Annotated in this window: 22 protein-coding genes; 6 read left to right on the top strand and 16 right to left on the bottom strand. The window is 46.4% G+C overall.

The window, feature by feature from the left end; all coding sequences use genetic code 11:
* The first annotated feature begins 145 nt into the window (after positions 1 to 145).
* The 3 genes from IM485_RS12485 (at position 146) to mdh (ending at position 1,693) form a co-directional block, all read left to right on the top strand.
* The gene (locus IM485_RS12485; protein WP_287743424.1) at positions 146 to 328 is read left to right on the top strand and encodes a hypothetical protein; all 183 of its coding nucleotides are present in this window, start codon (positions 146 to 148) and stop codon (positions 326 to 328) included.
* Between the two features lie 145 nt (positions 329 to 473).
* Positions 474 to 689: an NAD(P)H-quinone oxidoreductase subunit O gene (locus IM485_RS12480; protein WP_287743426.1), complete on the top strand. Its 216-nt coding sequence runs from the start codon at positions 474 to 476 to the stop codon at positions 687 to 689.
* A gap of 26 nt (positions 690 to 715) precedes the next feature.
* Positions 716 to 1,693, top strand: coding sequence for a malate dehydrogenase (gene mdh, locus IM485_RS12475; RefSeq protein ID WP_104397958.1), 978 nt, complete (start codon positions 716 to 718; stop codon positions 1,691 to 1,693).
* A 126-nt stretch (positions 1,694 to 1,819) separates the two neighbouring features.
* Here the strand turns inward: mdh and IM485_RS12470 are convergent, their stop codons facing one another.
* From IM485_RS12470 to psaM, 5 genes are all read right to left on the bottom strand, one after another.
* Positions 1,820 to 2,947: a THUMP domain-containing class I SAM-dependent RNA methyltransferase gene (locus IM485_RS12470; protein ID WP_287743421.1), complete on the bottom strand. Its 1,128-nt coding sequence runs from the start codon at positions 2,945 to 2,947 to the stop codon at positions 1,820 to 1,822.
* 328 nt (positions 2,948 to 3,275) lie between these two features.
* Positions 3,276 to 5,009 carry a hypothetical protein gene (locus tag IM485_RS12465; protein WP_287743420.1) on the bottom strand — a complete coding sequence of 578 codons (1,734 nt, stop codon included), beginning with the start codon at positions 5,007 to 5,009 and terminating at the stop codon, positions 3,276 to 3,278.
* Positions 5,010 to 5,206: 197 nt separating this feature from the next.
* The gene (locus IM485_RS12460) at positions 5,207 to 6,511 is read right to left on the bottom strand and encodes a glycoside hydrolase family 15 protein (RefSeq protein ID WP_287743418.1); all 1,305 of its coding nucleotides are present in this window, start codon (positions 6,509 to 6,511) and stop codon (positions 5,207 to 5,209) included.
* Positions 6,512 to 6,562: 51 nt separating this feature from the next.
* On the bottom strand, positions 6,563 to 6,913 hold the full coding sequence (locus tag IM485_RS12455) for a slr1601 family putative cell division protein (RefSeq protein ID WP_194014533.1): 351 nt from the start codon (positions 6,911 to 6,913) through the stop codon (positions 6,563 to 6,565).
* 148 nt (positions 6,914 to 7,061) lie between these two features.
* Positions 7,062 to 7,154 (bottom strand): photosystem I reaction center subunit XII, encoded by a 93-nt coding sequence (psaM, locus tag IM485_RS12450; RefSeq protein ID WP_012264462.1) that lies wholly within the window; start codon positions 7,152 to 7,154, stop codon positions 7,062 to 7,064.
* A gap of 189 nt (positions 7,155 to 7,343) precedes the next feature.
* Between psaM and IM485_RS12445 the strand changes: the two genes are divergently transcribed.
* On the top strand, positions 7,344 to 8,063 hold the full coding sequence (locus IM485_RS12445) for a TerC family protein (RefSeq protein WP_002737049.1): 720 nt from the start codon (positions 7,344 to 7,346) through the stop codon (positions 8,061 to 8,063).
* 104 nt (positions 8,064 to 8,167) lie between these two features.
* A complete protein-coding gene (locus tag IM485_RS12440; RefSeq protein WP_194017956.1) occupies positions 8,168 to 8,650 on the top strand; it encodes a thiol-disulfide oxidoreductase DCC family protein in 483 nt (160 codons plus the stop codon).
* A gap of 175 nt (positions 8,651 to 8,825) precedes the next feature.
* Here the strand turns inward: IM485_RS12440 and IM485_RS12435 are convergent, their stop codons facing one another.
* The 8 genes from IM485_RS12435 to IM485_RS12400 form a co-directional block, all read right to left on the bottom strand.
* The gene (locus IM485_RS12435) at positions 8,826 to 9,542 is read right to left on the bottom strand and encodes a cadmium resistance transporter (RefSeq protein ID WP_287743415.1); all 717 of its coding nucleotides are present in this window, start codon (positions 9,540 to 9,542) and stop codon (positions 8,826 to 8,828) included.
* A 136-nt stretch (positions 9,543 to 9,678) separates the two neighbouring features.
* Complete coding sequence (cax, locus tag IM485_RS12430) at positions 9,679 to 10,770, bottom strand: calcium/proton exchanger (RefSeq protein ID WP_287743414.1); 1,092 nt, start codon at positions 10,768 to 10,770, stop codon at positions 9,679 to 9,681.
* Positions 10,771 to 10,842: 72 nt separating this feature from the next.
* Positions 10,843 to 11,640 carry a phosphate ABC transporter ATP-binding protein PstB gene (gene pstB, locus IM485_RS12425; protein WP_104397950.1) on the bottom strand — a complete coding sequence of 266 codons (798 nt, stop codon included), beginning with the start codon at positions 11,638 to 11,640 and terminating at the stop codon, positions 10,843 to 10,845.
* Between the two features lie 340 nt (positions 11,641 to 11,980).
* Positions 11,981 to 12,871 (bottom strand): phosphate ABC transporter permease PstA, encoded by an 891-nt coding sequence (pstA, locus tag IM485_RS12420; RefSeq protein WP_287743410.1) that lies wholly within the window; start codon positions 12,869 to 12,871, stop codon positions 11,981 to 11,983.
* 6 nt (positions 12,872 to 12,877) lie between these two features.
* Positions 12,878 to 13,822: a phosphate ABC transporter permease subunit PstC gene (pstC, locus tag IM485_RS12415; RefSeq protein WP_004163293.1), complete on the bottom strand. Its 945-nt coding sequence runs from the start codon at positions 13,820 to 13,822 to the stop codon at positions 12,878 to 12,880.
* Between the two features lie 20 nt (positions 13,823 to 13,842).
* A complete protein-coding gene (locus IM485_RS12410) occupies positions 13,843 to 14,841 on the bottom strand; it encodes a PstS family phosphate ABC transporter substrate-binding protein (RefSeq protein ID WP_104397948.1) in 999 nt (332 codons plus the stop codon).
* A 20-nt stretch (positions 14,842 to 14,861) separates the two neighbouring features.
* Entirely contained in the window at positions 14,862 to 15,959 is a 1,098-nt protein-coding gene (locus IM485_RS12405; protein ID WP_287743406.1) for a sulfate ABC transporter substrate-binding protein, read from the bottom strand.
* Positions 15,960 to 16,068: 109 nt separating this feature from the next.
* Entirely contained in the window at positions 16,069 to 16,743 is a 675-nt protein-coding gene (locus IM485_RS12400; RefSeq protein ID WP_104397946.1) for a cadmium resistance transporter, read from the bottom strand.
* Positions 16,744 to 16,983: 240 nt separating this feature from the next.
* On the opposite strand from IM485_RS12400, the gene IM485_RS12395 reads away from it, so the two are divergent.
* The gene (locus IM485_RS12395) at positions 16,984 to 18,246 is read left to right on the top strand and encodes a sulfonate ABC transporter substrate-binding protein (protein ID WP_104397945.1); all 1,263 of its coding nucleotides are present in this window, start codon (positions 16,984 to 16,986) and stop codon (positions 18,244 to 18,246) included.
* A 184-nt stretch (positions 18,247 to 18,430) separates the two neighbouring features.
* Here the strand turns inward: IM485_RS12395 and sigC are convergent, their stop codons facing one another.
* The 3 genes from sigC to IM485_RS12380 all read right to left on the bottom strand — a co-directional run bounded on the left by sigC (position 18,431) and on the right by IM485_RS12380 (position 22,079).
* Positions 18,431 to 19,747, bottom strand: coding sequence for an RNA polymerase sigma factor SigC (gene sigC / locus IM485_RS12390; protein ID WP_104397944.1), 1,317 nt, complete (start codon positions 19,745 to 19,747; stop codon positions 18,431 to 18,433).
* Between the two features lie 231 nt (positions 19,748 to 19,978).
* Positions 19,979 to 21,040, bottom strand: a complete 1,062-nt coding sequence (locus IM485_RS12385; protein ID WP_287743401.1) for an anthranilate phosphoribosyltransferase family protein — start codon at positions 21,038 to 21,040, stop codon at positions 19,979 to 19,981.
* Positions 21,041 to 21,083: 43 nt separating this feature from the next.
* Complete coding sequence (locus IM485_RS12380; RefSeq protein WP_104397942.1) at positions 21,084 to 22,079, bottom strand: LysR family transcriptional regulator; 996 nt, start codon at positions 22,077 to 22,079, stop codon at positions 21,084 to 21,086.
* Positions 22,080 to 22,090 lie beyond the last annotated feature (11 nt).

The raw sequence follows: 22,090 nt of genomic DNA, 5'->3' as shown, positions 1-22,090 counted from the left end.
TCTTCTCGACTTTGTGTGATAAGTTTAACTTATATAGTAGCGATCAATCTTTGTGTCCTTTGTGTCTCTGTGCGTTCCACTCACTCGCCTGCAAGACTGTATCTTAGAATACATTTTACCCACCAAACCTGGGAGAGCCAATTGCTTGTTGAGACGAGGCAAAAGGCAAGAGGCAAAAGGCAAGAGGCAAAAGGCAAAAGGCAAGAGGCAAAAGGCAAAAGGCAAGAGGCAAAAGGCAAGAGGCAAAAGGCAAGAGGCAAAAGGCAAAAGGCAAGAGGCAAAAGGCAAGAGGCAAGAGGCAAGAGCGGGGTTAGATATGTGTAATTAATTTTGCTTAGGTGGTTAAGAATAAGCGGTTTAAATGCGTCTTAGCTTATCAGTTCACCGATGACTGAAAAAAGCTCTTGTCAGAGTCCCGCCCGAATATGTAACAATTTATGGAAGAAACCCCCAACAAATTTAACGAGAAAAACATGGCAGCTACAATTAAGAAAGGAGCTTTAGTCCGCGTGGTGACGGGAAACCTAGAAAATAGCCTCGAAGCCCTAGCCAGCGATCGCCGTTTACCCAGTTATATGTTCGACTCGACAGCAGAAGTCTTGGATATAAAAGATGATTATGCTTTGATTAAATTCTATGTTCCTACCCCCAGTGTGTGGCTAAAGCTCGAACAACTGGAACCCGTCTGATGAGGATATTGCCTCATCCATAAATCATGGTTGACTTCTACGATACACTCATCCCTTGTCAATCGCCCCGAGTCTCGGTTATTGGTGCTGGTAACGTCGGACGCACCCTGGCCCAACGCATCGCCGAAAAAAACCTCGCTGATGTGGTTCTCCTCGATATCGTCAATGGTTTGCCCCAGGGTATTGCCCTAGATTTGATGGAAGCCCAGGGCATAGAACTGCACGACAGCGAGATTATTGGCACTAATAACTACGAAGACACCGTAGGTTCGGATATTGTCGTGATTACGGCTGGATTAGCCAGAAAACCGGGCATGAGTCGCGATGATCTCATGAATGTCAATGCTAAAATTGTCGTCGAGGCCGCCACTAAATGCCTCCAGTATTCTCCAGAGGCCATTTTTATCGTCATCACCAATCCCCTAGATGTGATGACCTATCTAGTCTGGCAAGCCACCGGTTTACCCCCCCAAAGAGTGATGGGAATGGCAGGAGTCCTCGATTCTTCCCGTTTACAAACCTTTATCGCCATGGAATTGGGGGTTAGTACCGCCGACGTTCATGCTATGGTTTTGGGTGGTCACGGTGATTTAATGTTGCCCCTACCCCGTTACTGTACCGTCAGTGGTGTGCCGATTACCGAATTAATGGACGAGATGACGATTAATCGTCTAGTGGAGAGAACTCGCAACGGTGGGGCTGAAATCGTCAAATTACTGCAAACTGGCGGCGCTTATTACGCCCCTGCTTCCTCTGCCTGTACCATGATCGAGACGATATTGAGAAATCAATCCCGTTTACTGCCGGCGGCAGCCTATCTCAAGGGTGAATACGGTTTACAGGATGTTTATCTGGGGGTTCCCTGTCGCTTAGGATGCCGGGGTGTGGAAAGTATTCTGGAAGTGCGTTTAACCGATGCTGAACGTCTGGATTTACACACTTCTGCTGCCTCAGTTCGTCAAAATGTTCATTTAGCCCTTGACAGTCTCAAGGTTTTGATGTAGTTAAACTGCCCGCGAATTTAAATTGCTGGTTGAGATGAGGCAAGAGGCAAAAGGCAAGAGGCAAGAGTAAAGAGATGGGGGGAGATTCGACTAATCTAAGAATAAGCGGCTTAAATGCGTCTTAGCTTAATACAACTCATATTTTAAGAGGGTACAGGGCAGAGAACCGTTATACAAGGGAGTGCGACGGGAAGAACGCAGACCGATTTGTTTGGTCAGTTCTTTGTTTCCCGATAAAATATAGGCTGTCCAACCCTTAAACCTCTGTTTTAAGACATCACCGAAGGATTTATATAAGGCCCCTAATTCTTCGGTATTACCCAATCTTTTGCCGTAAGGGGGATTACAGAGAATAATCCCTTGATCGCTCGCCGGTTCTAAGTCGGTGATGCTTTGCAAGCTAAAATTAATATGGTTCTGCACTTGACAAAAATAGGCGTTATCCTCGGCCTGATGCAGAACCTCATAATCGGCATCGCTAGCATAAATTGGCGCATTTAGCTGAGATTTTTGTTTTTCTTTAGCTTCCTGAAGCAAAGATTGCCATAAATCCGGTTGATAGTCTGGCCATTTCTGGAATCCGAACTGGGAACGGGATAAACCGGGGGCAATATTTAAAGCTTTTAACGTCGCTTCGATGACAATAGTTCCCGAACCACAGAAAGGGTCTAAAAGCGCCATGTCGTCCTGCCATGCCGATAATTCTACCAAAGCAGCGGCGAGACTTTCTTTCAGAGGTGCGACTCCCATGGCCCGATGATACCCGCGACGATGTAAACTGTGACCAGAACTATCTAAACTAAGCACACAGCGATTTTTCTCGATATGAGCGTTAATTTGCAGGTCGGGATTTTCTGTATCCACAAAAGAACGGGGATTCCCCTGTTGACGCTGTTGGTCGATAATAGCGTTTTTGATGCTTAAGGCGGTGTAATGGGTGTGATTGAGGTGATCGTTTGTTCCCGTACATTGTACCGCTAAAGTTTCCTCACTGGTGAGATAATCGCGCCAATCAATGGCTTGAATGCCATCATAAAGTTCCTTCCCATCCCCACAGGGAATTTCGGCAATGGGAACCAAAACCCGAAAAATAATTCTTGACCAAAGATTGACTCGATAGAGTAGGGAGATATCCCCCTGAAAATGGACTCCGGTGAATACTGGTTTCACTTCTTTGGCCCCTAGGAATTCTAATTCCCTAGCGGCAATTTCTTCTAGTCCCCTCGCGGTAGTAGCAAAATAGGATCGAGTCATTTCAGTTATCAGTTATCAGTTTTCAGGTTTCAGTTATCAGTGACTAGCGCCGGTCGTTGGTAGCTTGAAATCAGAAAGATTGGCTCTCTTGAGTTTGGTGGGTAAAATATATTCTAAGATACAGTTGGGCTGGCGGGGGAGTGGAGCGAACCACAAAGACACAAAGGACACAAAGATCGATCGATCCTATATTAAGTTAAACTCATCATACGGGGAATAAGAGAGCCAAAGATTTTAATTTTTACCCTCTTGTAAATTCCCTATCTCATACGCTCTTTCTTTATCTTGCGGGTAGTCGGCGATCAAATCAAGTTTTTGTTAGGAAATATTAAGGGTTTCTCCCAATCAAGACTAGACAGCATTCTCTGAGAAAATAATGTAGGCGCTCATCATCGTTAGGGAAATTTTTCTCGCGAGTCCCCTGAGCTATATTTGCTAGTTCTGTTTCTCCTATCTCTATATTATCCAGCCAACGCTCAAAATCTCCTTTGTCCATGTGTTCTTTAAATTTATTGGGATTATCTATACATAATTCGAGTAATTCTGGGATATTGTTAATGCGTTTTCCTCCACCATTGTCTAAATTAAAATAGAAAGGTGGATTATATTCTGTATTTCTAATGTAATTTTTAATTTCCTTAAGAAGATTTTTTAAATCATTGATAAGTTTATTTAAATAGCATTCTCTGAGAAAATAATGTAGGCGCTCATTATCGTTGGAGAAGTTTTTCTCGCGAGTTGCCTGAGCTATATTTGCTAGTTCGGTTTCTCCTCCCTTTATATCAGGCAGCCAACGCTCAAAATCTCGTCTGTCCATGTGTTCTTTAAATTTCTTTGGATAATCTATACATAATTGGAGTAATTCTAGGATATTGTTAATATCTTTTGGTTTACCATTGTTTAATTTAAAAGGGAAAGGTGGATTATATTCTAGATTTCCACTGTAATTTTTAATTTCCTTAAGAAGATTTTTAAATAAATCATTTGTATCTGCTTCTGGTGCTTGTCCTTTGAAGTAGTTTTTAACTTTATCAAGAAGATTTTTAACTTTATCAAGAAGATTTTTAAAATTATTGATAAGCTTATCTAAAAGGCCTTGTTTATCTTCTCCTTCATCAATCTTTGCTACTACTATTTTATACATTTCCCATACTCTATGGTTAGACTTCCAAAATATTCGTGTACTTTTCACCTCTTTATTTTGTGGGTTAATTCCTTTGTACCAGATTTTTTTTAAACTTCCTTCACCGTCTCTTAACTGGGTAATTTTTGTTCTCATTGTCGATTCCCACAATGAAAAGATAAATATAATTATTACTAAATAAAATAATAAGATTCCTAAAACAAGCATATTGTTTGATATGTTGAATATGGAAAAAATACCACCTACATTTGCGACTAATGCAATACCACCAAAAACAACCGTAACCCAAGTATTTTCTTCTGCTTCAGTTTTTAAAGTCTGCATATAGCTTTCCCAAATAATAGGCTTTTGACCACTAGGTAAATTATTAAAGTATAAATCATTAATTTTAGGCTCAATATTAGTGGCAATATATCTACCAATTCTAACAATCAGATAAGTATTTCCATTAACAAGAAGGATGATTAATATACAAGAGGCGGGAACTATTATTCCTAGAATAATGGCTGAAGGAATTCGTCGTTCAATTGGAATATCATAAAAGTTTTGTCGAGATATTGTTTCTGTTTCTGTGTCTTTTTCTTTAATAACTAACCCTGAATTTTTTTCTTGATTGGTGTGGTTACTATCCGCTTTTGAATGAGATATTGTCTGTTTTATTGTATTTCCTGTTCTCTTTTCTATTGTAGTTGTATCTGTGGGTATTCTAGTAACAGTCGTTGTCTCTTTCATGATGGGAAGATTAGCTATGGGACTAATCCCAATTCCCAGTAAAGTCAAAACTAGAGCGCCTCCGAAGACAATAACATTAGTGCGATTTTGTATGGTTTGCAAAATTTCCGTTCGCAGGGTTTTATACTCCTCCATACACACATCGATCGCTTTATTGATATCGGGTTGATTGTTGTTATTAGGCATTTTTTAACCCTTGAATTTATATATAGTTGTAATTTTATCTGGTCAAATAAGTAGGTAGGCGTTAAAAATTATCAGACACCCACCTTATCAAGGGTAGATCCCCCCGCCTATCGGCACCCCCCTTATCAAGGGGGGCAGGGGGGATCAAACCTAAAATCCATTTTAAATTGAATTATAACCAGCTATTTAGAATTACACTATTGGCTTAAACTTTTCTTAATTAGTTCCAATGCGATTTGTAAATTAGCCTGTGTCCAAAGGAGAGGAGTGGCATCATTAGGGATATATTTTCCCTGTTCTAGATAGTATAATTCGGGACATTTAAACTCACCCACGGGGGAATCTTTTCGCGTAATTTGTCCGAGAGAACGATTAAAGTAATGGGTTTGTAGGTTGAGGTATTTCTCCTGACCTGTACTCTGGAATTTAAGGGCAAAAATGGCAGAAATAATCGGATCAAAAATACACCATTGTGCTTCTTCGCCTAGGTTTAATCCTCTCCCTTGTTCCTGTAACCAACCTTCTCTTTCCGTCGATACCGTGGTGCGGATTTCTGGGGGAATTAAGCGATAGTCTCGACACCAAAAAGAATCGCCTAAATAGCGACGAATACCGTAATCTCCCTGAAGGTGAACGATAACATTATTAAGAATTTGATCGGCGATATTTGTCTCCACCACTTGTAAGGGATAAATCAAAAAAAGTAGGGCTGCATCATAACTTCTTGCCTGCGCTACTGGTAGAAGACACTCGGCTGGTAAAATACGGTATAAAGCTTGTTCTCCTATCTCAATTAAGTCCGCTAAAAATGCTGGTGTAATCCTGCGATTTTCGGCTGTGAGATTTATCTCTGTCTCGATTAATAACCTTTTTAATTCGCGTAATCCCGCTACCACAACCCCGATGCTAGATGCTTCTATTTTGCGGGTTTCTTCCCAGTGACCGCTATCCTCATCCTGCCAATAACTAATTGCTTGAAAATATAAGGGGAATAGGGCAATTGTTTCTAGACAATCGGGGGAAAGCTGAATATATTTTTCCCGTGCTAAACGACAATAAAACCAGAGAAAATAGCCAAGGGCATCATTTTGTGCGTGTTGCCAAACTTGGTCAATTTCCGTCAGTGTACGTCCCTCAAAACGAATATGAGGACGTTCCATGATCTTTTCAGGATTAACCCGACCTTGGATAATATTAATAAAACGCCTTTGGAACTTTTGAAAATAGTTCATCAAAGTCTGAATATTCTTGACAGCGATCGCTGTCTGTCCGATAATATAGTGAGAATAAGCCAGATAAACGTTATCCCTCAGCCAAACATTGGCATATCCGGTGTATTCTGTCTCATTACTGACTAATGCTGCTGGAAATAAGCCATTTTCTAGCTGGGGAAATCTCAAGACATCATTTTCCGACAAAAACGCGGATAATCTCTGAAGATCCCCTAGAGAGTAGCGGTATTTAATGAAATCGAGAATTTTTTCGTTGTGAACAACTAGCATCGGCAAAATACCCCAATAATCTGCTCAAAAACGAATTTATCTCGATAAATTCTACTGAGAAACCCAAAAAATGCGTCTTTGATTGGGATCCCGTCGGGGACTTTGTTCCCCCATGACTTGCCGCGCTTGACTAGGATCAAAGCTGCGAGTAAATTGACCGCGCAATTGATTGACGCGTTCCTCCTTTTCTTGGGCTGCCAAACGCACTTCTTCCAGTTTTGCCTGTTGCATCTGTTGGTAGGGTAACAAGCGAGCGATCGCAAAAACTGCCGTGATGGAAATGGCGCTATAGGCAATAATTCGCAGCCAAATCTCGATAACTTGCCATTTTTGGGATTTATTGCCGCTTTTTGGCTTTTTTGGTGTTTTTTTGTCGGTTTGGTTTCGTGTTCGTGCGGTCATAGATTTATGAGTACAAGTAAAATCGGTGAGAAAGGTGGCTAATTACTTTTAAGTTACACCCAATCACTGATAACCGATAACGGAAAAAACCCCAATCGGTCTATCCTATAGCTAGGTTAGACGGGATCAGGGTTTATTGAAAGCGACTTTACTTATAAAGTTCCGTCGCTAGACGAAAAGCCAAAATCCCGGGGATTAAAGCAATTACCAGAGCGACTAGAACTTGAGTATCAGAAAGCATTGCTGATTATCTCCTCATAAAGATATTCATCCAATACTTTCCGACATCATCGGGGTCCTCTGCATCATTTCGTTACAAGACTTCATATCTCCCCACCCCGATGACGGTTATCTCCCCTAGAAAAGAAAGTTGTAAAAGCGTTAAGCTGAGATATTGCCATGATTACATTTATTTTTACCTGCGGCCTCAATGTTAGACTCGCTCCTTGATTCATCTCTAACCCTTAGTCTAAAAACCCCGTTAATTCTGTTGGTTCTCATTGCCCTAGAAGCGGTATTATCAGCAGATAACGCCATTGCTCTCGCTTCCATAGCACAGGGATTAGGAGATCATCAGCGTCAACGTCAGGCCTTGAATATTGGCTTAGTTTTCGCCTATATTCTCCGTATGGTCTTGATTCTTACTGCCACCTGGGTGGTTAAATACTGGCAGTTTGAACTTTTGGGAGCAGTATATTTGCTCTGGTTAGTCTTTAATTACTTTGCCTCCCCTGAAGACAAGGATCACACCCATCATAGTCTCAAGTTTCAATCTCTCTGGCAAGCTATCCCCCTAATTGCCGTTACTGATTTAGCTTTTTCCCTCGATAGTGTTACCACCTCCATCGCCGTGGCCGATGATACTTGGTTGATCCTGCTTGGTGGTACGATCGGAGTAGTTACCCTGCGCTTTATGGCGGGTTTATTTATTCGCTGGTTAGAGGAATACACCCACCTAGAAGATGCCGGTTTTGTCACCGTCGGTTTGGTGGGTTTAAGATTGTTGTTGCGGGTGATTAGTCCCGATTTTGTGCCGCCGGAATGGATTATGATTAGTTTAATTGCTATCCTCTTTGCTTGGGGTTTCTCAAAACGCAACGATCGAGAACCAATAGAGAGTGATCCCATCCAATCTGATGAATTGCCATAAAATAATCATCAGGAGTCAGTCATCAGTGATCGGATTTGAGTTTTCAGTTCACTGATTACTGTTTACTGTTCACTGTTCACTGAAAAGAGAATCCTTAGAAGATCATGTCATCTTTACCGACTCCATCTGCTGATACCTTAGAAAATTCTACTCGATCGCCCTCTTGGAAAATTAAACTCCTCTACGATGGAGAATGTCCCCTCTGCTTGCGGGAGGTTAATTTTCTGCAAAAACAGGATGCTGGGAGAGGATTAGTTGCTTTTGTCGATATTGCCGCCGAAAACTATAATCCGGAGGAAAATGGCGGTATTTCCTTCGCGGCAGCCATGGGACGAATCCACGCTGTACTAGCTGATGGTACTATTATCCAAAATGTGGAAGTGTTTCGCCAAGTCTATGATATTTTGGGCATTGGTTGGATTTATGCCGCTACCAAATGGCCGGTTATCGGGTTTCTAGTGGATATTATCTATGACATTTGGGCTTCTTGGCGATTAACCTTAACCGGAAGACCGAATTTACAAACAATCTTAGCAGAACGTCAAAAACGTCTGGAATGCAACTCATCAAATCGTTGTTCTCAGTGAGTTAAAATCTCCTAACCCCCACACCCCACTCAGAATCACCCCTTGGGATGTGATACTAAATCCGTTGAGTATAGGCTACTTATAAGGACAGGCAAGAGGCAAAAGGAGAAATAAATAATCAGTTTTTAATAACCAGATTTAATGTGATAATTCTGCCTAGTAAATAAATGGTACTTTATTTTCTTGCCAGTCCCTGACTGCGACCGATGATCGCCCAGAGATAGCTAATTGCTGAGGCCAAAAACGCGAGGGAAATACTTTCTTTGACGATAAAAATACCCAGACCGATCAGCACACAGGGAACGAAGGTGCTTCCCTGACTGGTTAGAATAGTGGCGATGGTCGGCACACTGGTCAACCCGTAGGCGAACGCACACCAAACCCCCACCAGAATCAAAAAAACGCTGACGATAACGATCAGACTTGTCACGGTACTACTGGCAAACAGGGGAACGTAAATACCGATATTATCGCTCCCGTTGGCGACGGTCAACGCAGCCACGCTGTAGGTGCGCGGGTCAAACCAACCACCGAAGGGTTTACCCTGAGCTACGCCGAAGGGGGAATGTTTCGCACCCTCCAGGTCCACTTCGACATTCTCCGGCTCCTCCTCCTTCTCCTCTTCTTTGAGAAGGGAAACGATGCCGAGAATCACAGGAACGAGGCCTAGATAGCGAATCCATGGGGTAGGGATGAGAAAGCAGCCGAAAAACCCCGCTAAACTGGCAATAACAAGCAGACTAAAGCCGATATACTGACCGATCACGATATCGCGACGACGGAAGAGTTTTCCCGTTTGGCTGAAGAGAATCGTCAGGATCAATATATCGTCGAGGTTGGTGGCGACGAATGCCGCTACACCGGTGGATATCGCGATCACAATCTCGATCATCGTTTTTTTCCTTAAGATGGCCGTCGGGTTCGTCCGTTCGTTATACCTTGTTCGGCTTTTCCTTCAAAGGTTCCGGAACGGGAGAATTTTACTACCTATCCCGATGGAGAAACTGTATTTCCCACGACCGATGGCTTTATCCCGGTGCGGGATGGAAAAAGAAAGCAAGGGTGATCACTGCGTAGGTGGCGACGAGTAATATACCCTCTAACCAGTTCGAGCGACCGTCGTTACTGATCGAGTTAGTCAGCCACACTGCGACGGCGACGGCGACCAATTCAAAGATGTCGAAATCGAGAGCCATCGGCTGACCGATGAAATAACCCGCGATTACGAGAACCGGTGCGACAAAAAGTGCGATTTGTAGACTCGAACCGACGGTGACAGAAACCGCCAGATCCATTTTGTCTTTTAAGGCGACCCTAACCGCGGTGGCGTGTTCGGCCGCGTTGCCGATAATTGGCAGCAGGATCACCCCCGTGAAAAGGGTTGTTAATCCTAATTCGCTCGTGGCTTCCTCTAGGGTATTAACTAATAATTCCGATTCGACCGCCACCCCGATGGTCACCAGCAGTAATATCCCCACCCAGAGCCAGAGATTCGGCTTTTTTACGCTTACCGCTTCCCCCGACTCTTGATCGAGATCGGCGACCCCCACCTCGTAAAGATAGGTATGGGTCTTCATCGAAAACAGCAGACTCAGGCAATACACAAAAATTAATACCGCCGCCACCGCTACCGAGAGACGCTGTAGGACGCTCTCCTCGATTGCGGCGGAGGTGTATTGAACGGTCGTGGGTAGGAGGATCGCTGCCACGGCGAGATTCATCGACGAGGAATTTAAACGGGCGGTCACGGGCTGGAATTTCTGTTCTTTATAGCGTAAGCCGCCGAAAAACATCGATAAGCCCGTTACCAGCAGCAGATTCCCGATAATCGAACCGGTAATCGTCGCTTTCACCACCTCGATCAAACCTTCTTCCAGGGCGGCGTAGGCGAGAATTAATTCGGTGGCGTTGCCGAAGGTGGCGTTCATTAAACCGCCAAGATTAGGACCGACCACGACGGCGATTTCCTCGGTTGCCTTTCCCATGTAAGCGGCCAGGGGAACAATCGCTAGACAGGCACTCAGGAAAACGATCGTCACGTCCCAACGCAGGAAATTCCAGGCGATCGAGATCGGGACAAAAACCAACAAAATAGCGAAAATCCAGTCCTTTCTATTCATAGCAATGGGTGTCTCGGCATAAAACCGCGCACGGTTGTGAAAAATAGACTATCGGCTTTTTTTCTGTTTCAATTACCCAAATCGCCCGGTAATATACTCCCGGGCCTCGTCGGTTTGGGGATTGCCGAACATAACTTCCGTGGGGCTGAATTCGACTAATTTTCCCCGGCGTTTCCCGGACCGATCGGTTTCGGTGTTAAAAAACGCCGTCCAGTCGGCGATCCGCGATGCCTGCTGCATATTGTGGGTGACGGTAATGATCGTGTAACTTTCCTTCAGTTGTAGGCACAATTCCTCCACCTGACGGGTAGAAATGGGATCGAGAGCCGAACAGGGTTCATCCATCAATAAAACATCTGGCTTCATAGCGATTGCACGGGCAATACAGAGGCGCTGTTGCTGTCCCCCCGATAGTGCCGTTCCTTTTTCTTTCAGTTTGTCCTTTACTTCCTCCCAGATCGCCGCCTGCCGCAGGGAATACTCGACCAATTCGTCCAGATTTCCCTGATAACCGTTGGTTCGGGGCGCGTAGGCGATATTCTCGTAAATGCTCTTGGGAAAAGGGTTGGGACGTTGGAAAACCATCCCCACCTGTCGCCTTAACTTGACCGCATTGACCTGCGAATCGTAAATATTCTGATTTCGGTAGAGTAATTTTCCCTCCACCTTGGCGCCGGGGATCAGATCGTTCATTCGGTTAAAGCAGCGCAAGAGGGTACTTTTCCCGCAACCGGACGGCCCGATAAAGGCGACGATTTTTCGCGCGGGAATTTTAATATGAACGTCCAGAAGAGCGAGAAACCCGTTATAAAAAACTTTGACTCCTTCTGCGTCGAAAACACTGTGATCGGCGTTAAGGTGGGTAGTCATGGTAAAAATTCTCCTGAGTGTGATTAAAGATGTGTTTCGAGGGAAGTGGGGAGCACAGGAGTGGGCAATTAAGAACTTAAATAGGGCTGGCTGAATAAATGTGAAATGTAGGCAAGGTAAGAGTTTTGTGGCTTTTCTCGCGAAACAGGTGCCAGATTTTGAGAGAATCGTGCTTCAAAACCTTGCGTCTTCATCGGCCCGCGTCCTGTAGGGGCGAAGCATTCGGGCAATAACCTATCGGTGAAACCGGAGATTTTCTATCCGAATGCTTCGCCCGTACTTTTTGCCGCAAACCCTAAATAGACTTATCTAACCTCCCGCCTTCTGCCTGCTGCCTTCCCTAATTCAGTGTCGAATAATGTTGACGTAGATAGATAGCGATGGCGTTGAGGGCGAGAATTAACAGGATCAGAACGATAATCGCGGCCGCCGCAGCATTGGCGAAACCGGGTTCGGGACGGGTGATATAGCTGAAAATTTGAATCGGTAGCGCCATAAAGCGTTGGAATAAACCAGGATCGAAAGTGAGGAAACTAACCGCGCCGACGACCATTAAGGAAGCCGCGTCTCCGATCGCCCGCGACACGGAGATAATCACCCCCGTGAGAATCCCCGGCACCGCGTAGGGTAAAACATGGTGTTGGATCGTCTGCCATTTGGTACTGCCTAGACCGTAGGAGGCTTGGCGTAGGGAATCGGGAACCGCCCGGATCGCCTCCCGCGCCGTGACGATAATCACCGGCAGCGAGAGAAGCGCAAGGGTTAAAGCGCCGGAAATCAGCGTCGGGCCAAAATTGAGCAGATAGTTAAAAACCGCTAATCCTAATAAGCCGTAGACGATCGAGGGAACCCCGGCCAGATTGCCGATATTCACCTCGATCAGTGCCGTCCACCAAGTTTTCGGGGCGTATTCCTCTAGATACAAAGCCGACCCGACCCCGATCGGCACCGCCACGAGAAGCACGATAATTCCCAGATAGAAACTACCGATGATCGCCGGACGGATACCGCCCCTTTCCGGGAAACGGGAAGGCGTTTCCGTGAGGAATCCGGGGGTTAAGAGTCGTCCCAGTCCATCGTGGGCGATATTCAACACCAACAGCGCCAGAACGAACAAACCGATCAGTAAACCGAAGAAGAAAAGATACTCGCAGAATTTGCCGATCGCCTCCCGGCGTTCCAGATGGTCGATAAATTCAACGGTATCGGACTTAACAGAGGATTTAACCATGGCAAATCAATCGTATTTTTCTTTAAAACGGTGGGAGATCCAGTAACTGGCCAGATTCAGTGCCAACGTGATCAAAAAAAGCACCGCGCCGACTGCGTAGAGGGTTTTAAAACTGAGACTGCCCCGGGGCGCATCTCCCCCGGAAATCTCGGCCATAAAAGCGGTCATCGTGGCGATCGACTCGAAGGGATTGAGGGTAAGCCGGGGTTGGGAGCCGGCGGCGATCAACACCGTCATCGTTTCCCCCACCGCCCGCGACATTCCCAGAATAATCGAGGCCATGATCCCGGAGAGGGCGGCGGGGAGAACCACTTTAAAAATCGTTTCTAGCTTGGTAATTCCTAGGGCGTAGGAACCCTCGCGCAGGGAACGAGGAACCGCTCGGATCGCGTCTAAACTAATCGATCCCACCGTGGGAGTGATCATGATTCCCATCATTAACCCGGCGCTGAGGGCGTTAAAAATCTCGACGGGGAAAAGATTCCGCAAAGTGGGCGTGACCACCAGTAGGGCGAAGTACCCGTACACCACCGTGGGAATCCCGGCGAGAAGTTCCACCGCAGGGCGTAAAATCGCCGCTAGGTTCGGTTTTGCGTATTCGGCGAGGTAGATCGCGGAAGATAGGCCTAAAGGAACCGCGACGGACATAGCGATGGCCGTGGTTAAAAATGTCCCGTTAATCAGCGGCCAGATGCCGAAATGAGGGGTGGCGAACAGTGGAGTCCAACGGGTATCGAGAAAGAATTGGGCGAAAGATACCTCTTGAAAAAATCCCCAGGTTTCACTAAAAATAATCGCCACGATGCCGATTGTCGTCGCCACGGAAACGAAAGCGCAAGCGAAGAGAATCAGCGCGATTATCTTCTCTTGAATATCGTCGCCGGGGTGCTTGAGGAGTGAATTATCTGCCGCGAAAAAAGAATTATCGAAAGAACTCGGGGTTAAGGTCATGGTTTAACAAAATTCCTTTTTTAGATAAAGTTCGTGATCGGTTCTCCCGGTTTAGCTTTGCCGAATTTCGATCCCGTTTCCCCGCGCTCGAATTTCCGCAGGGTTTTGACGTAGGCCTCATCAGGTAAAGCGACGTAACCCACGCCATCGACCCATTTCCAGGAATTTTCTAAATAGAAGCGCACGAATTTTTCCAGGGATGGATTCGTTTTTAAATTATTCTTGTTGACGTAGATAAACAGGGGACGGGAAAGGGGATTATAGACATTGCGGAGAACGTTATCGAGGGGGCCCGGTTTGACGCATTTTCCTTCATTATTTTCGATCGCCACCAAGTTCAATCGATCTTGGTTCTGCATATAGAAAGAGATGCCTAAATAGGCAAGCGCGGATGGATTGCCGATCACCCCCTGTACGAGGGCGTTTTGATTGCGGTTCGGGGTAAAATCGGTGCGGCTATTTCTCCGTTTTCCCGTAATCGCTTGGGTGAAATAATCGAAGGTTCCCGTATCGGAAGGCGGGGCGAAAAGTAATAATCTCTCGTCGGGAAATTTGGGATTAATCTGTTTCCAACTGGTAATCCTACCCTCCGCTTTCGTGTTCCACATTTGATCGAGTTCTTTAATCGTTAAACACTTGGCGAATTGATTTTTTTTATTGACAATCACCGCCAATCCGTCGATCGCCATCGGTAATTCCAGAAATTCCACGCCGTTTTCCCGACATTTCTCGATCTCTTCTTTCCGGATCACCCGCGATGCCCCGGCAATGTCGAGATTTCCGGCGCAGAACTTACTAAAACCGCCCCCGGTTCCACTGGTGGCGACGCTTACCCGCGCTTCGGGATGGATTCTCTGATATTCTTCGGCAACGGCGAGGGAGAGGGCGAAACCCACCGCACCACCGTCGATCGAGACTGGCGCTTCTTTCTCGGCCGAGTCGGCCGGGCGACCGCAACCGGCGATCAAATTACTCGCAATCAGAAGGGAGATTAGGAAAAAATAATGAGAGAATTTCATAGATTAAAGCGGGAAAAATGTTAGGAAGCCGACTGGTTCTTAATCTGCTCGAAGATGCCGTTATTGGCCAGAAATTCCTTTTCGATCAACGTCCAACCGCCGAGATCTTGGGCGTTGAAAAGGGTCTTGATCGGCGGAAATTGTAGTCCTTCATCCTTGGCCACGAAGGGATTGACCGAGCGATAGCCTAATTTGGCCAATTCCTGTTGTGCCGGCTCGGAATAGAGGAAATTCACAAAGGCCTCGGCCACCTCTCGCGTGCCGTGTTTATCGACATTTCTATCCACCACCGCCACGGGATTATCGATCGAGATATTGACCGGGGGGACTAAGTAATTGGTATCTGGTTGATTTCTTGCCGCTAGAATTACCTCGTTTTCGTAGGTGACTAAAACATCCCCCTTTCCCTCTTGGAAAAAGGCATTGCTGGCTTCCCGTGCGTCCCTAGCTAGGGTGGGAATCTTTTGATAGATCCGGCGGACAAAATCCCATGCCTGTTGCGGTTCACCCCCCGTTTGCGTCACCGAACCCCAGAGGGCTAATAACTGCCAAATAGCGATCCCGGAAGTTTTCGGATCGGCGGATAGAACCGTAACGTCCTCTCTAGCCAGATCCGCCCAAGATTGAATCTTTTTCGGATTTCCCGCCCGCGTCACGATCGCCGCCACCGAGTGACTCACCACCCCCCGCCGCGGCACCCGATCTTCCCAACCGCGATTAATCAGGCCGGCTTGAGATATCCGCATCACGTCGAGGGGAAGGGCGAGATGTACCACGTCCGCCTCTTGTTTCCCGGCGATCTCGCGTAGCGAGCGCTTTGCGTTCACGTCATCGGCCTGGGCCAGGGAACCGCCGTAACTCCGCTGGAAAATGACTTTTTGGTTATGCTCTTTCCGCCATTTATCGACGAATTTCGGGATAATCTGGTCGTGGGCGGCTTTTGTGACCGAGAAGGAAACGAGATTCAGTTTCACCTCCGGTTTTGAGCCGATTCCCCCGCAGGAGGCGAGGGCGAGACTTGCCAACAGTCCCACTAACAGGAAGGAAAGGAAGCTCCTCCCCGATAAGGAACGAAAGGGACGAAACAGCGATCGAATTGACAACAGTGATACATTCATCGGGATTTTCTCGATAAGGTTGATCTAAACCAACTAATTTTTTCTTCTCTCTTCCTGAATTTTGACTCCCGTGGGAGCCGGAGATTGGCGATTTTTACGGGGGCCTAATTTAGCCGATGGGAATCAACAGGCGATAGGAGCCGTTATCGAGAATAATCCGTAGGCCCAACCACATCAGCACAAAAGGGAAAAGCTTGCTCGCATAACGGCTGAGGACGACCGCGATCCCCGGTTGGCGGGTTAGATTATAGGAGAGAAATAACCAAGTACAAACGATTAGATAGCAGATCGGGATGATGACGGCTAACTGCGCCACGGTACTATTGGCGAATAGGGGAATATAGATACCGAGATTATTGCCGCCATTGGATATCGTGACTGCGGAAACTTTATAGGTTTGGCGATCGCTGAAGACTTGACCGAGGGATAGTCTGCGGGAGGCGAATCCGTGAAATCGGGCGTTTCTTCGCAAATTCACCTTGCGATCTGCGGTTTCCCTCTCGTTATCGCGATTTAACGTCAGTAAATTTCTCACACCGATGAGGATTGGCAAGATTCCGAGAAGACCGATATAAATCGGCGGGATCATTAAGCCGAGTAGAAAACCCAGCAAGCTTACCGATACTAAGGCCGTAAACCCGACTAGCTCGCCGACGACAACGTGAACCGGGCGAAAGGTACGATTTACCTCGCTAAAGAAGCCAGTTAGATAAATATTGTCGTCGAAGGTGGTGGCTATGCCGGTGGCCACCGCGATTTTGACGATTTCGATCAACCAATCCATCCATACTACCTCGATCTCTCAAATGCGGGCGCAATTTCATTTTGAAACTATATCATTTTCAATACATTTATAAATGTACTTTGTTACACAATCGAGGAGTCGTGGATTTTTATAGTATGTAGATAAAACTAATGGAACCTCTCCCGCTTGCCCTGAGCCAAGTCGAAGGGATCAAGTTGGGAAACCCTTCCCTCTTGTCTCCTTTCCTGATAATAAATCTTGTTTTCTGCGAGAAATCCCATGCTCCACCGTTCGATCAAGTGTCTCTGGAAACCGTGGCGAAATTGCCGGGGAGTTCTTCCCGCAGTGCTTTTTGTGACCAGCCTCGTCGGGAGCTTTCTCCTGGCTGGATTTTCCGACACGAACGCAAAGCGCTCGCTACGCGAGATCGCCGTCGGTCAAAATTCTCGATCCGATAACCTGATTCTGAACCTCGTCGATAGCTTTAAATTCCCCCGAAATACCACTCCCCGGCTATTGGAAACCGTGGGATTATTTATCGCTGGAATTCTCTTCTGTATCGCGATCGATCGCTGGTTCAAGCGCTCGACCCCCTCCGATATCACTCCTCTCGCCAAACAAGCGCGGCGGTTAGGAACCCTCAAGATCGGCTATCCCGAGGGCATGACTAATCTGGAAGTTCTCCGCGCCCAGGCCTTTCTGGAAAGACGCTTAAAACCCTTTGGGGTGACGGTAACGTGGACGAGTTTTCTGGCCGCTTCCTCTCTGATCGAGGCCTTGAGCAACGGAACGATCGACTTCTGCGGTGGTGGCGGTACGGCGAGTATTTTCTCCCAAGCAGCCGAACACGTCTTCGTCCGGGTAGCCAAGGAAAAATATACCGCCCCGAAAGGTCAGGCGATTCTCGTGCCTGAGGATTCGCCAATACAGACCTTGGCGGATTTAAAAGGCAAAAGAATCGCCTTCGATCGAGGTTCGAGCGCCCATTATGTCCTCATCCGCGCCCTGATGAGAGTGAATCTAGAATTAAGCGATATCGAACCGGTGTATGCGACTCAACCGGAAGCGCTGGTGCTTTTCCGTCGCGGTGAGATCGACGCTTGGGTGGTCTGGGTTCCCTATTCTCCCACGGAGACGCGCAGCTATCCGGGAAGACCGTTGGCCGATCTAGAGAGTATCTTTGGGGAAAACGCCTCTCTAGAAGTGCCGACCTATTATTATGCGGTTCCCGAATTGGTGCGGGATTATCCCGATGTACTGAAGGTGATTTTAGAAGAGGTGAACGAGGCGGGTGCCTGGGCGAAACAACAGGAGTTAGAGGCGACGAGACGCTTGGCAGCTCACCACGAGATCGATCCGGCGATCGTGACTAATCTCGAACAACGGGCCTCTGAACGTGCCATTATCCCGATCGATGATCGCTCTCTGACGGCCCTACAACACCAAGCTCATATCTTCCGAGACCTGAAGCTGATCCCCCATCGGGTCAATGTGCGCGACGGAACCTACACCCTACAGACGAAACAAAATTGGACATATTAATACTAAATCCGTTGAGTATAGGCTACATATCAGGATAGGCAAGAGGCAAGAGGCAAGAGGCAAAAGGAGGAATAAATAATCAGTTTTTAATAACAGGATTTAGGATTACTTTTTACTGTTTACTGTTCACTGAAAATACTCCCCACACCCTGCCCCCAGGAAAAACTTTTTCCACATACCCTAACTAACTCAACGCTTCAAAATAATCGCGAATTTGATGATGTCGCCCGGATTGACGCAGTTTTTGCAACGCTTTCAACTCAATTTTTCGCACCCTTTCCCCGGATAATTCCAAGATGCGACCGATATCAGCCAAGGAATGGGATTTACCATCGAGAAAACCATAGCGCCATTCAATCACTTCTCGTTCGCGAGTGGTTAAATCTGCCAATAGTTCTCTCATATCTCTTTGCAAAGATTCATAGACAAGACGATTTTCTGAAGACACTTCTTCAGTTTCCAAAAGGTCTATTAATTCCGTATCTTTTTCCTTACCCACTTTTATTTCTAAGGAAACCGAACGCGGCACTGTCATCAACAATTCCCGCACAGTTTCAGGAGTCATCCCTAACTCTTGGGCAATTTCCTCTACGGTCGCAGTGCGACCGCGCATTTTTGAGATTTTCCGTTGTGCTTTCCTAATTCTGTTGAGTTTTTCGGTAATACTCACCGGTAAGCGAATAATCCGGCTTTGAGTTGCGATCGCTCTTGTAATTCCTTGACGGATCCACCAGTAGGCATAGGTACTAAAACGATAGCCTTTGGTGGGATCAAATTTCTTGACGGCGCGTTCTAAACCCAGGGTTCCCTCTTGAATCAAATCCAATAATTCTAAACCGCGATTCTGATATTTTTTGGCCACCGACACCACCCTTCGACTTCTCTCAGGGTCAACCAGACGTAAATTGGACTTAATCATCTGTTCTTTGGCACAGGTACCAAGGGCGATAATTTCTTCTAATTCTTCCACTTCTAAGCCCGCTAGATGCGCCCAACGCTGTTTTCCCGCTTTCAAAGCATTTTTTAACTCAGACACGGTGATTTGGGCAGTTTCTGCCCAACGTTCCAGGGAGAGAGGATGGGCTGATCGAGTTGACCCTGAGAGAAGCCGAAGGGCGGTCAGTCGATCACAAATCTTAATTAACTTGACAAATTGCTGTATTTGTGCATCACCTTGTTTAAGGGCAGTGGCGCGCAATTTCAGTAAAGACAGATGACGCTGCACCCGTTGCGCTTGTTCAACTTCTTCGTCCCGTTTGAGTAGAGGCACTCTGCCAATGTCTTGTAGGTATAAACGGACTAAATCGGTAGTTGTACGGTTGCTGTAGCTTTTTTGGGGACTAGATACTAAATTATCTTCTAAATCACTGCCGAGAAAATCTTCATCTAGGTCGATCGAGTTTTCCTTCAATTTTAGGACAGAAAAAGAGGGGGAGATAAATTCAGTTTCGAGCGTTGACCCTGAGAGAAACCGAAGGGTCGAGGGATTAATTGCAGACATGGTGGCTTCTCTACGGGCGACTGTGATAGGAATTAGAAACTTCTAAATCGTTCACCGTAGTCATGGTTTTCCCCCTTGAGCGCGGAAATGATGCAGTCGGGAAAATTTTTTTTCAAAAGCATTGATCTTTAAACCTAGAAGTTACACCAAGTCTGGGGTTGACCTTCTTGGCCTAACTTCTCAAATTAATGATTGATTTAGAAGTAATTTCCCCTACAGCCTTATTCCTATCTATTCCTGATTTTCCAGATAATTACGGATTTGTTCTAGTTTAGCCAGGGCTTTTCCTGACTGTAAAGATTGTTGTGCTTGCTGGAAACCGGTGGGGATATCCGGGGCAATTCCACAGCGCCAAAGATAAAAACCACCGTTAAAAATTGCCGCGTCGGTTAATTCGTTATTTTCTCCAGCTAATAAACCCTTTAATTTAGCGGTGAGCAATTCTAAAGATTCCAGGGGATAATCCGAGGGACAAAAGCCATAATCGCGAGGATTTAAGAAAAATCGCTGAAAGGAAGGGGGATCGGTGGGATTTCCTAGACCAATAATCGCCGTCCGATTACAGGCTAAATCACAACTGCCCTCTAATCCTTTCACGGTGGTGAAGTGAGAGATATTTCTCAGGGCAAAAGTTTCGCAAAAACGATCCTCGGTGGGGGGGTGAACAAAACCCGATATTTGATGGATATTACCGACAAAAGGTGACCAGATTAACTCTACCGTGGCCATGGGCGGACGTTTACCGATTTGCTCCCGATAGGTGATGAAATTCTGTACTAGGGGAAAATGGCGCGGAATATAGAAAAAAGTCAATCCTGTGGTGATTAAACAGTCTTTCACTGCTGCTAAGGATAATTGACTAAAATCTGCTCCTAATTGCTGCCAGATTTCCTTGAGGGAAATACCGTATTTAGTCGGCATTCGATCGCCCCCGTGCAGGACTACGGGAACCCCCGCCAACCCTAAGATTAAAGTAGTGATCGGAGTAACCGGGGCAGTGCGAGAGCGTCCATCGTAGGGATTGCCAAAAATAGTGATCGGATGCTGAAAAGAGGCTGATTCTAGGGTTATTTGCGGGCCAAGCTCGGCGTAGGCATCAAGCATTCCCGCTAACTCATCGCTGGTGGGGCGTTTAATGCGATGGGCAATCATGAAAGCACCGATTTGGGCCGGGGTTGCCTCTTGGGTTAACATCATCTTGGTGGCCATTGCCGCTTCGGGACGGGTTAAATTTTTGCCCGTATGGGTGCCACTACCGATCGCTTTTAATAATTCTCGAAAAGTATCGCTCATCTCAAGGAAGAAAATAAAAAGTAAATGGGATTGATTGGGATTGCTAAGGCTGGACGTGGTGATTTTCTAGGTTTTTAATCATACTTTGCTTCATTTGCCGCACTAATTGACAAAAATGAGCGATCGGTGGTATCTGTAGGCGATCGCTAGTGGTGACAAGGACTACCTGACGGGTGAGACGATGACTAAATTTACCATTATTAAGATGGGGATTTTCGCTACTAGGGGAAGCAAGAGCTTGCCCTGAGCCAAGTCGAAGGGGACGAATGGCGAGGGTGGCATCGCTACGAGCCTCCATCAGGGCAGATTGGGGCAGAAGAGCGATAATATTACCCTGACGCACCACACCGCGAAAAGCATCGAGGGTGTTTAATTCCATGACGGTTTTCAGGTGGGCATCCTGACGGGAAAACCATTCTTGTACTAATCTTTGCATTCCGTAGCCATCTTTGAAAACCACTTGCGGATAGGGGATTAATTCTGACCATGGCACTTCTTTGTATTGGGCGAGGGGATGATTAGCGGCCATGAGAATTTCGATCGCTTCTTCGTATAATATTTCTACCACCATCTCCGGGCTAGAGGTGAGAAAACGATTATTCATTACCAACGCCAGATCTACTAAACCATCCCGCAGCACTTTTAGGGCGCGATCGCTGCCTAGGGCTGTAACTCTTAACTGAACTTCTGGGTATTCAGCACAGAATTTCGGCAAAATCGGCGGTAAATAGTGGGCGCAGACGGAATGAATCGCCGCCACGCACAATTCTGGCTGTTTTCCTGCCTGTAGGTCAGTGATTTCCCTGTGAATATTCGTCCATTCTTGACAAATCCGTTTCGCCCGGGGCAGTAATTTCTCGCCGGCAATGGTTAATTTTGCTTGGGCGGTACGATGAAAAAGAGGTAAGCCCAAATCGGTTTCTAGGGATTGAATCTGGCGGCTGATAGTCGATTGGGTGACCCCACACTGGCGGGCAGCTTGACCGAAATTGCCTGTATCGGCTACGGCTAAAAAGGCTTGCAATTGCTCGATCCGCATTCTTTCTGGTT

Origin of the sequence: Microcystis sp. M169S2, assembly GCF_020245865.1 — a bacterium.
In the GTDB taxonomy this organism is placed as follows: Bacteria; Cyanobacteriota; Cyanobacteriia; order Cyanobacteriales; family Microcystaceae; genus Microcystis; species Microcystis ichthyoblabe_A.
The sequence above is the reverse complement of the archived record's forward strand: the minus strand, read 5'-3'. Positions and strand labels throughout refer to the sequence as shown.

Coding starts and splice junctions, on each gene's coding strand:
- IM485_RS12480 (WP_287743426.1), top strand. CDS start 474: ATGGCAGCTACAATTAAGAAAGGAGCTTTAGTCCGCGTGGTGACGGGA.
- mdh (WP_104397958.1), top strand. CDS start 716: ATGGTTGACTTCTACGATACACTCATCCCTTGTCAATCGCCCCGAGTC.
- IM485_RS12470 (WP_287743421.1), bottom strand. CDS start 2,947: ATGACTCGATCCTATTTTGCTACTACCGCGAGGGGACTAGAAGAAATT.
- IM485_RS12465 (WP_287743420.1), bottom strand. CDS start 5,009: ATGCCTAATAACAACAATCAACCCGATATCAATAAAGCGATCGATGTG.
- IM485_RS12460 (WP_287743418.1), bottom strand. CDS start 6,511: ATGCTAGTTGTTCACAACGAAAAAATTCTCGATTTCATTAAATACCGC.
- IM485_RS12455 (WP_194014533.1), bottom strand. CDS start 6,913: ATGACCGCACGAACACGAAACCAAACCGACAAAAAAACACCAAAAAAG.
- psaM (WP_012264462.1), bottom strand. CDS start 7,154: ATGCTTTCTGATACTCAAGTTCTAGTCGCTCTGGTAATTGCTTTAATC.
- IM485_RS12445 (WP_002737049.1), top strand. CDS start 7,344: ATGTTAGACTCGCTCCTTGATTCATCTCTAACCCTTAGTCTAAAAACC.
- IM485_RS12440 (WP_194017956.1), top strand. CDS start 8,168: ATGTCATCTTTACCGACTCCATCTGCTGATACCTTAGAAAATTCTACT.
- IM485_RS12435 (WP_287743415.1), bottom strand. CDS start 9,542: ATGATCGAGATTGTGATCGCGATATCCACCGGTGTAGCGGCATTCGTC.
- cax (WP_287743414.1), bottom strand. CDS start 10,770: ATGAATAGAAAGGACTGGATTTTCGCTATTTTGTTGGTTTTTGTCCCG.
- pstB (WP_104397950.1), bottom strand. CDS start 11,640: ATGACTACCCACCTTAACGCCGATCACAGTGTTTTCGACGCAGAAGGA.
- pstA (WP_287743410.1), bottom strand. CDS start 12,871: ATGGTTAAATCCTCTGTTAAGTCCGATACCGTTGAATTTATCGACCAT.
- pstC (WP_004163293.1), bottom strand. CDS start 13,822: ATGACCTTAACCCCGAGTTCTTTCGATAATTCTTTTTTCGCGGCAGAT.
- IM485_RS12410 (WP_104397948.1), bottom strand. CDS start 14,841: ATGAAATTCTCTCATTATTTTTTCCTAATCTCCCTTCTGATTGCGAGT.
- IM485_RS12405 (WP_287743406.1), bottom strand. CDS start 15,959: ATGAATGTATCACTGTTGTCAATTCGATCGCTGTTTCGTCCCTTTCGT.
- IM485_RS12400 (WP_104397946.1), bottom strand. CDS start 16,743: ATGGATTGGTTGATCGAAATCGTCAAAATCGCGGTGGCCACCGGCATA.
- IM485_RS12395 (WP_104397945.1), top strand. CDS start 16,984: ATGCTCCACCGTTCGATCAAGTGTCTCTGGAAACCGTGGCGAAATTGC.
- sigC (WP_104397944.1), bottom strand. CDS start 19,747: ATGTCTGCAATTAATCCCTCGACCCTTCGGTTTCTCTCAGGGTCAACG.
- IM485_RS12385 (WP_287743401.1), bottom strand. CDS start 21,040: ATGAGCGATACTTTTCGAGAATTATTAAAAGCGATCGGTAGTGGCACC.
- IM485_RS12380 (WP_104397942.1), bottom strand. CDS start 22,079: ATGCGGATCGAGCAATTGCAAGCCTTTTTAGCCGTAGCCGATACAGGC.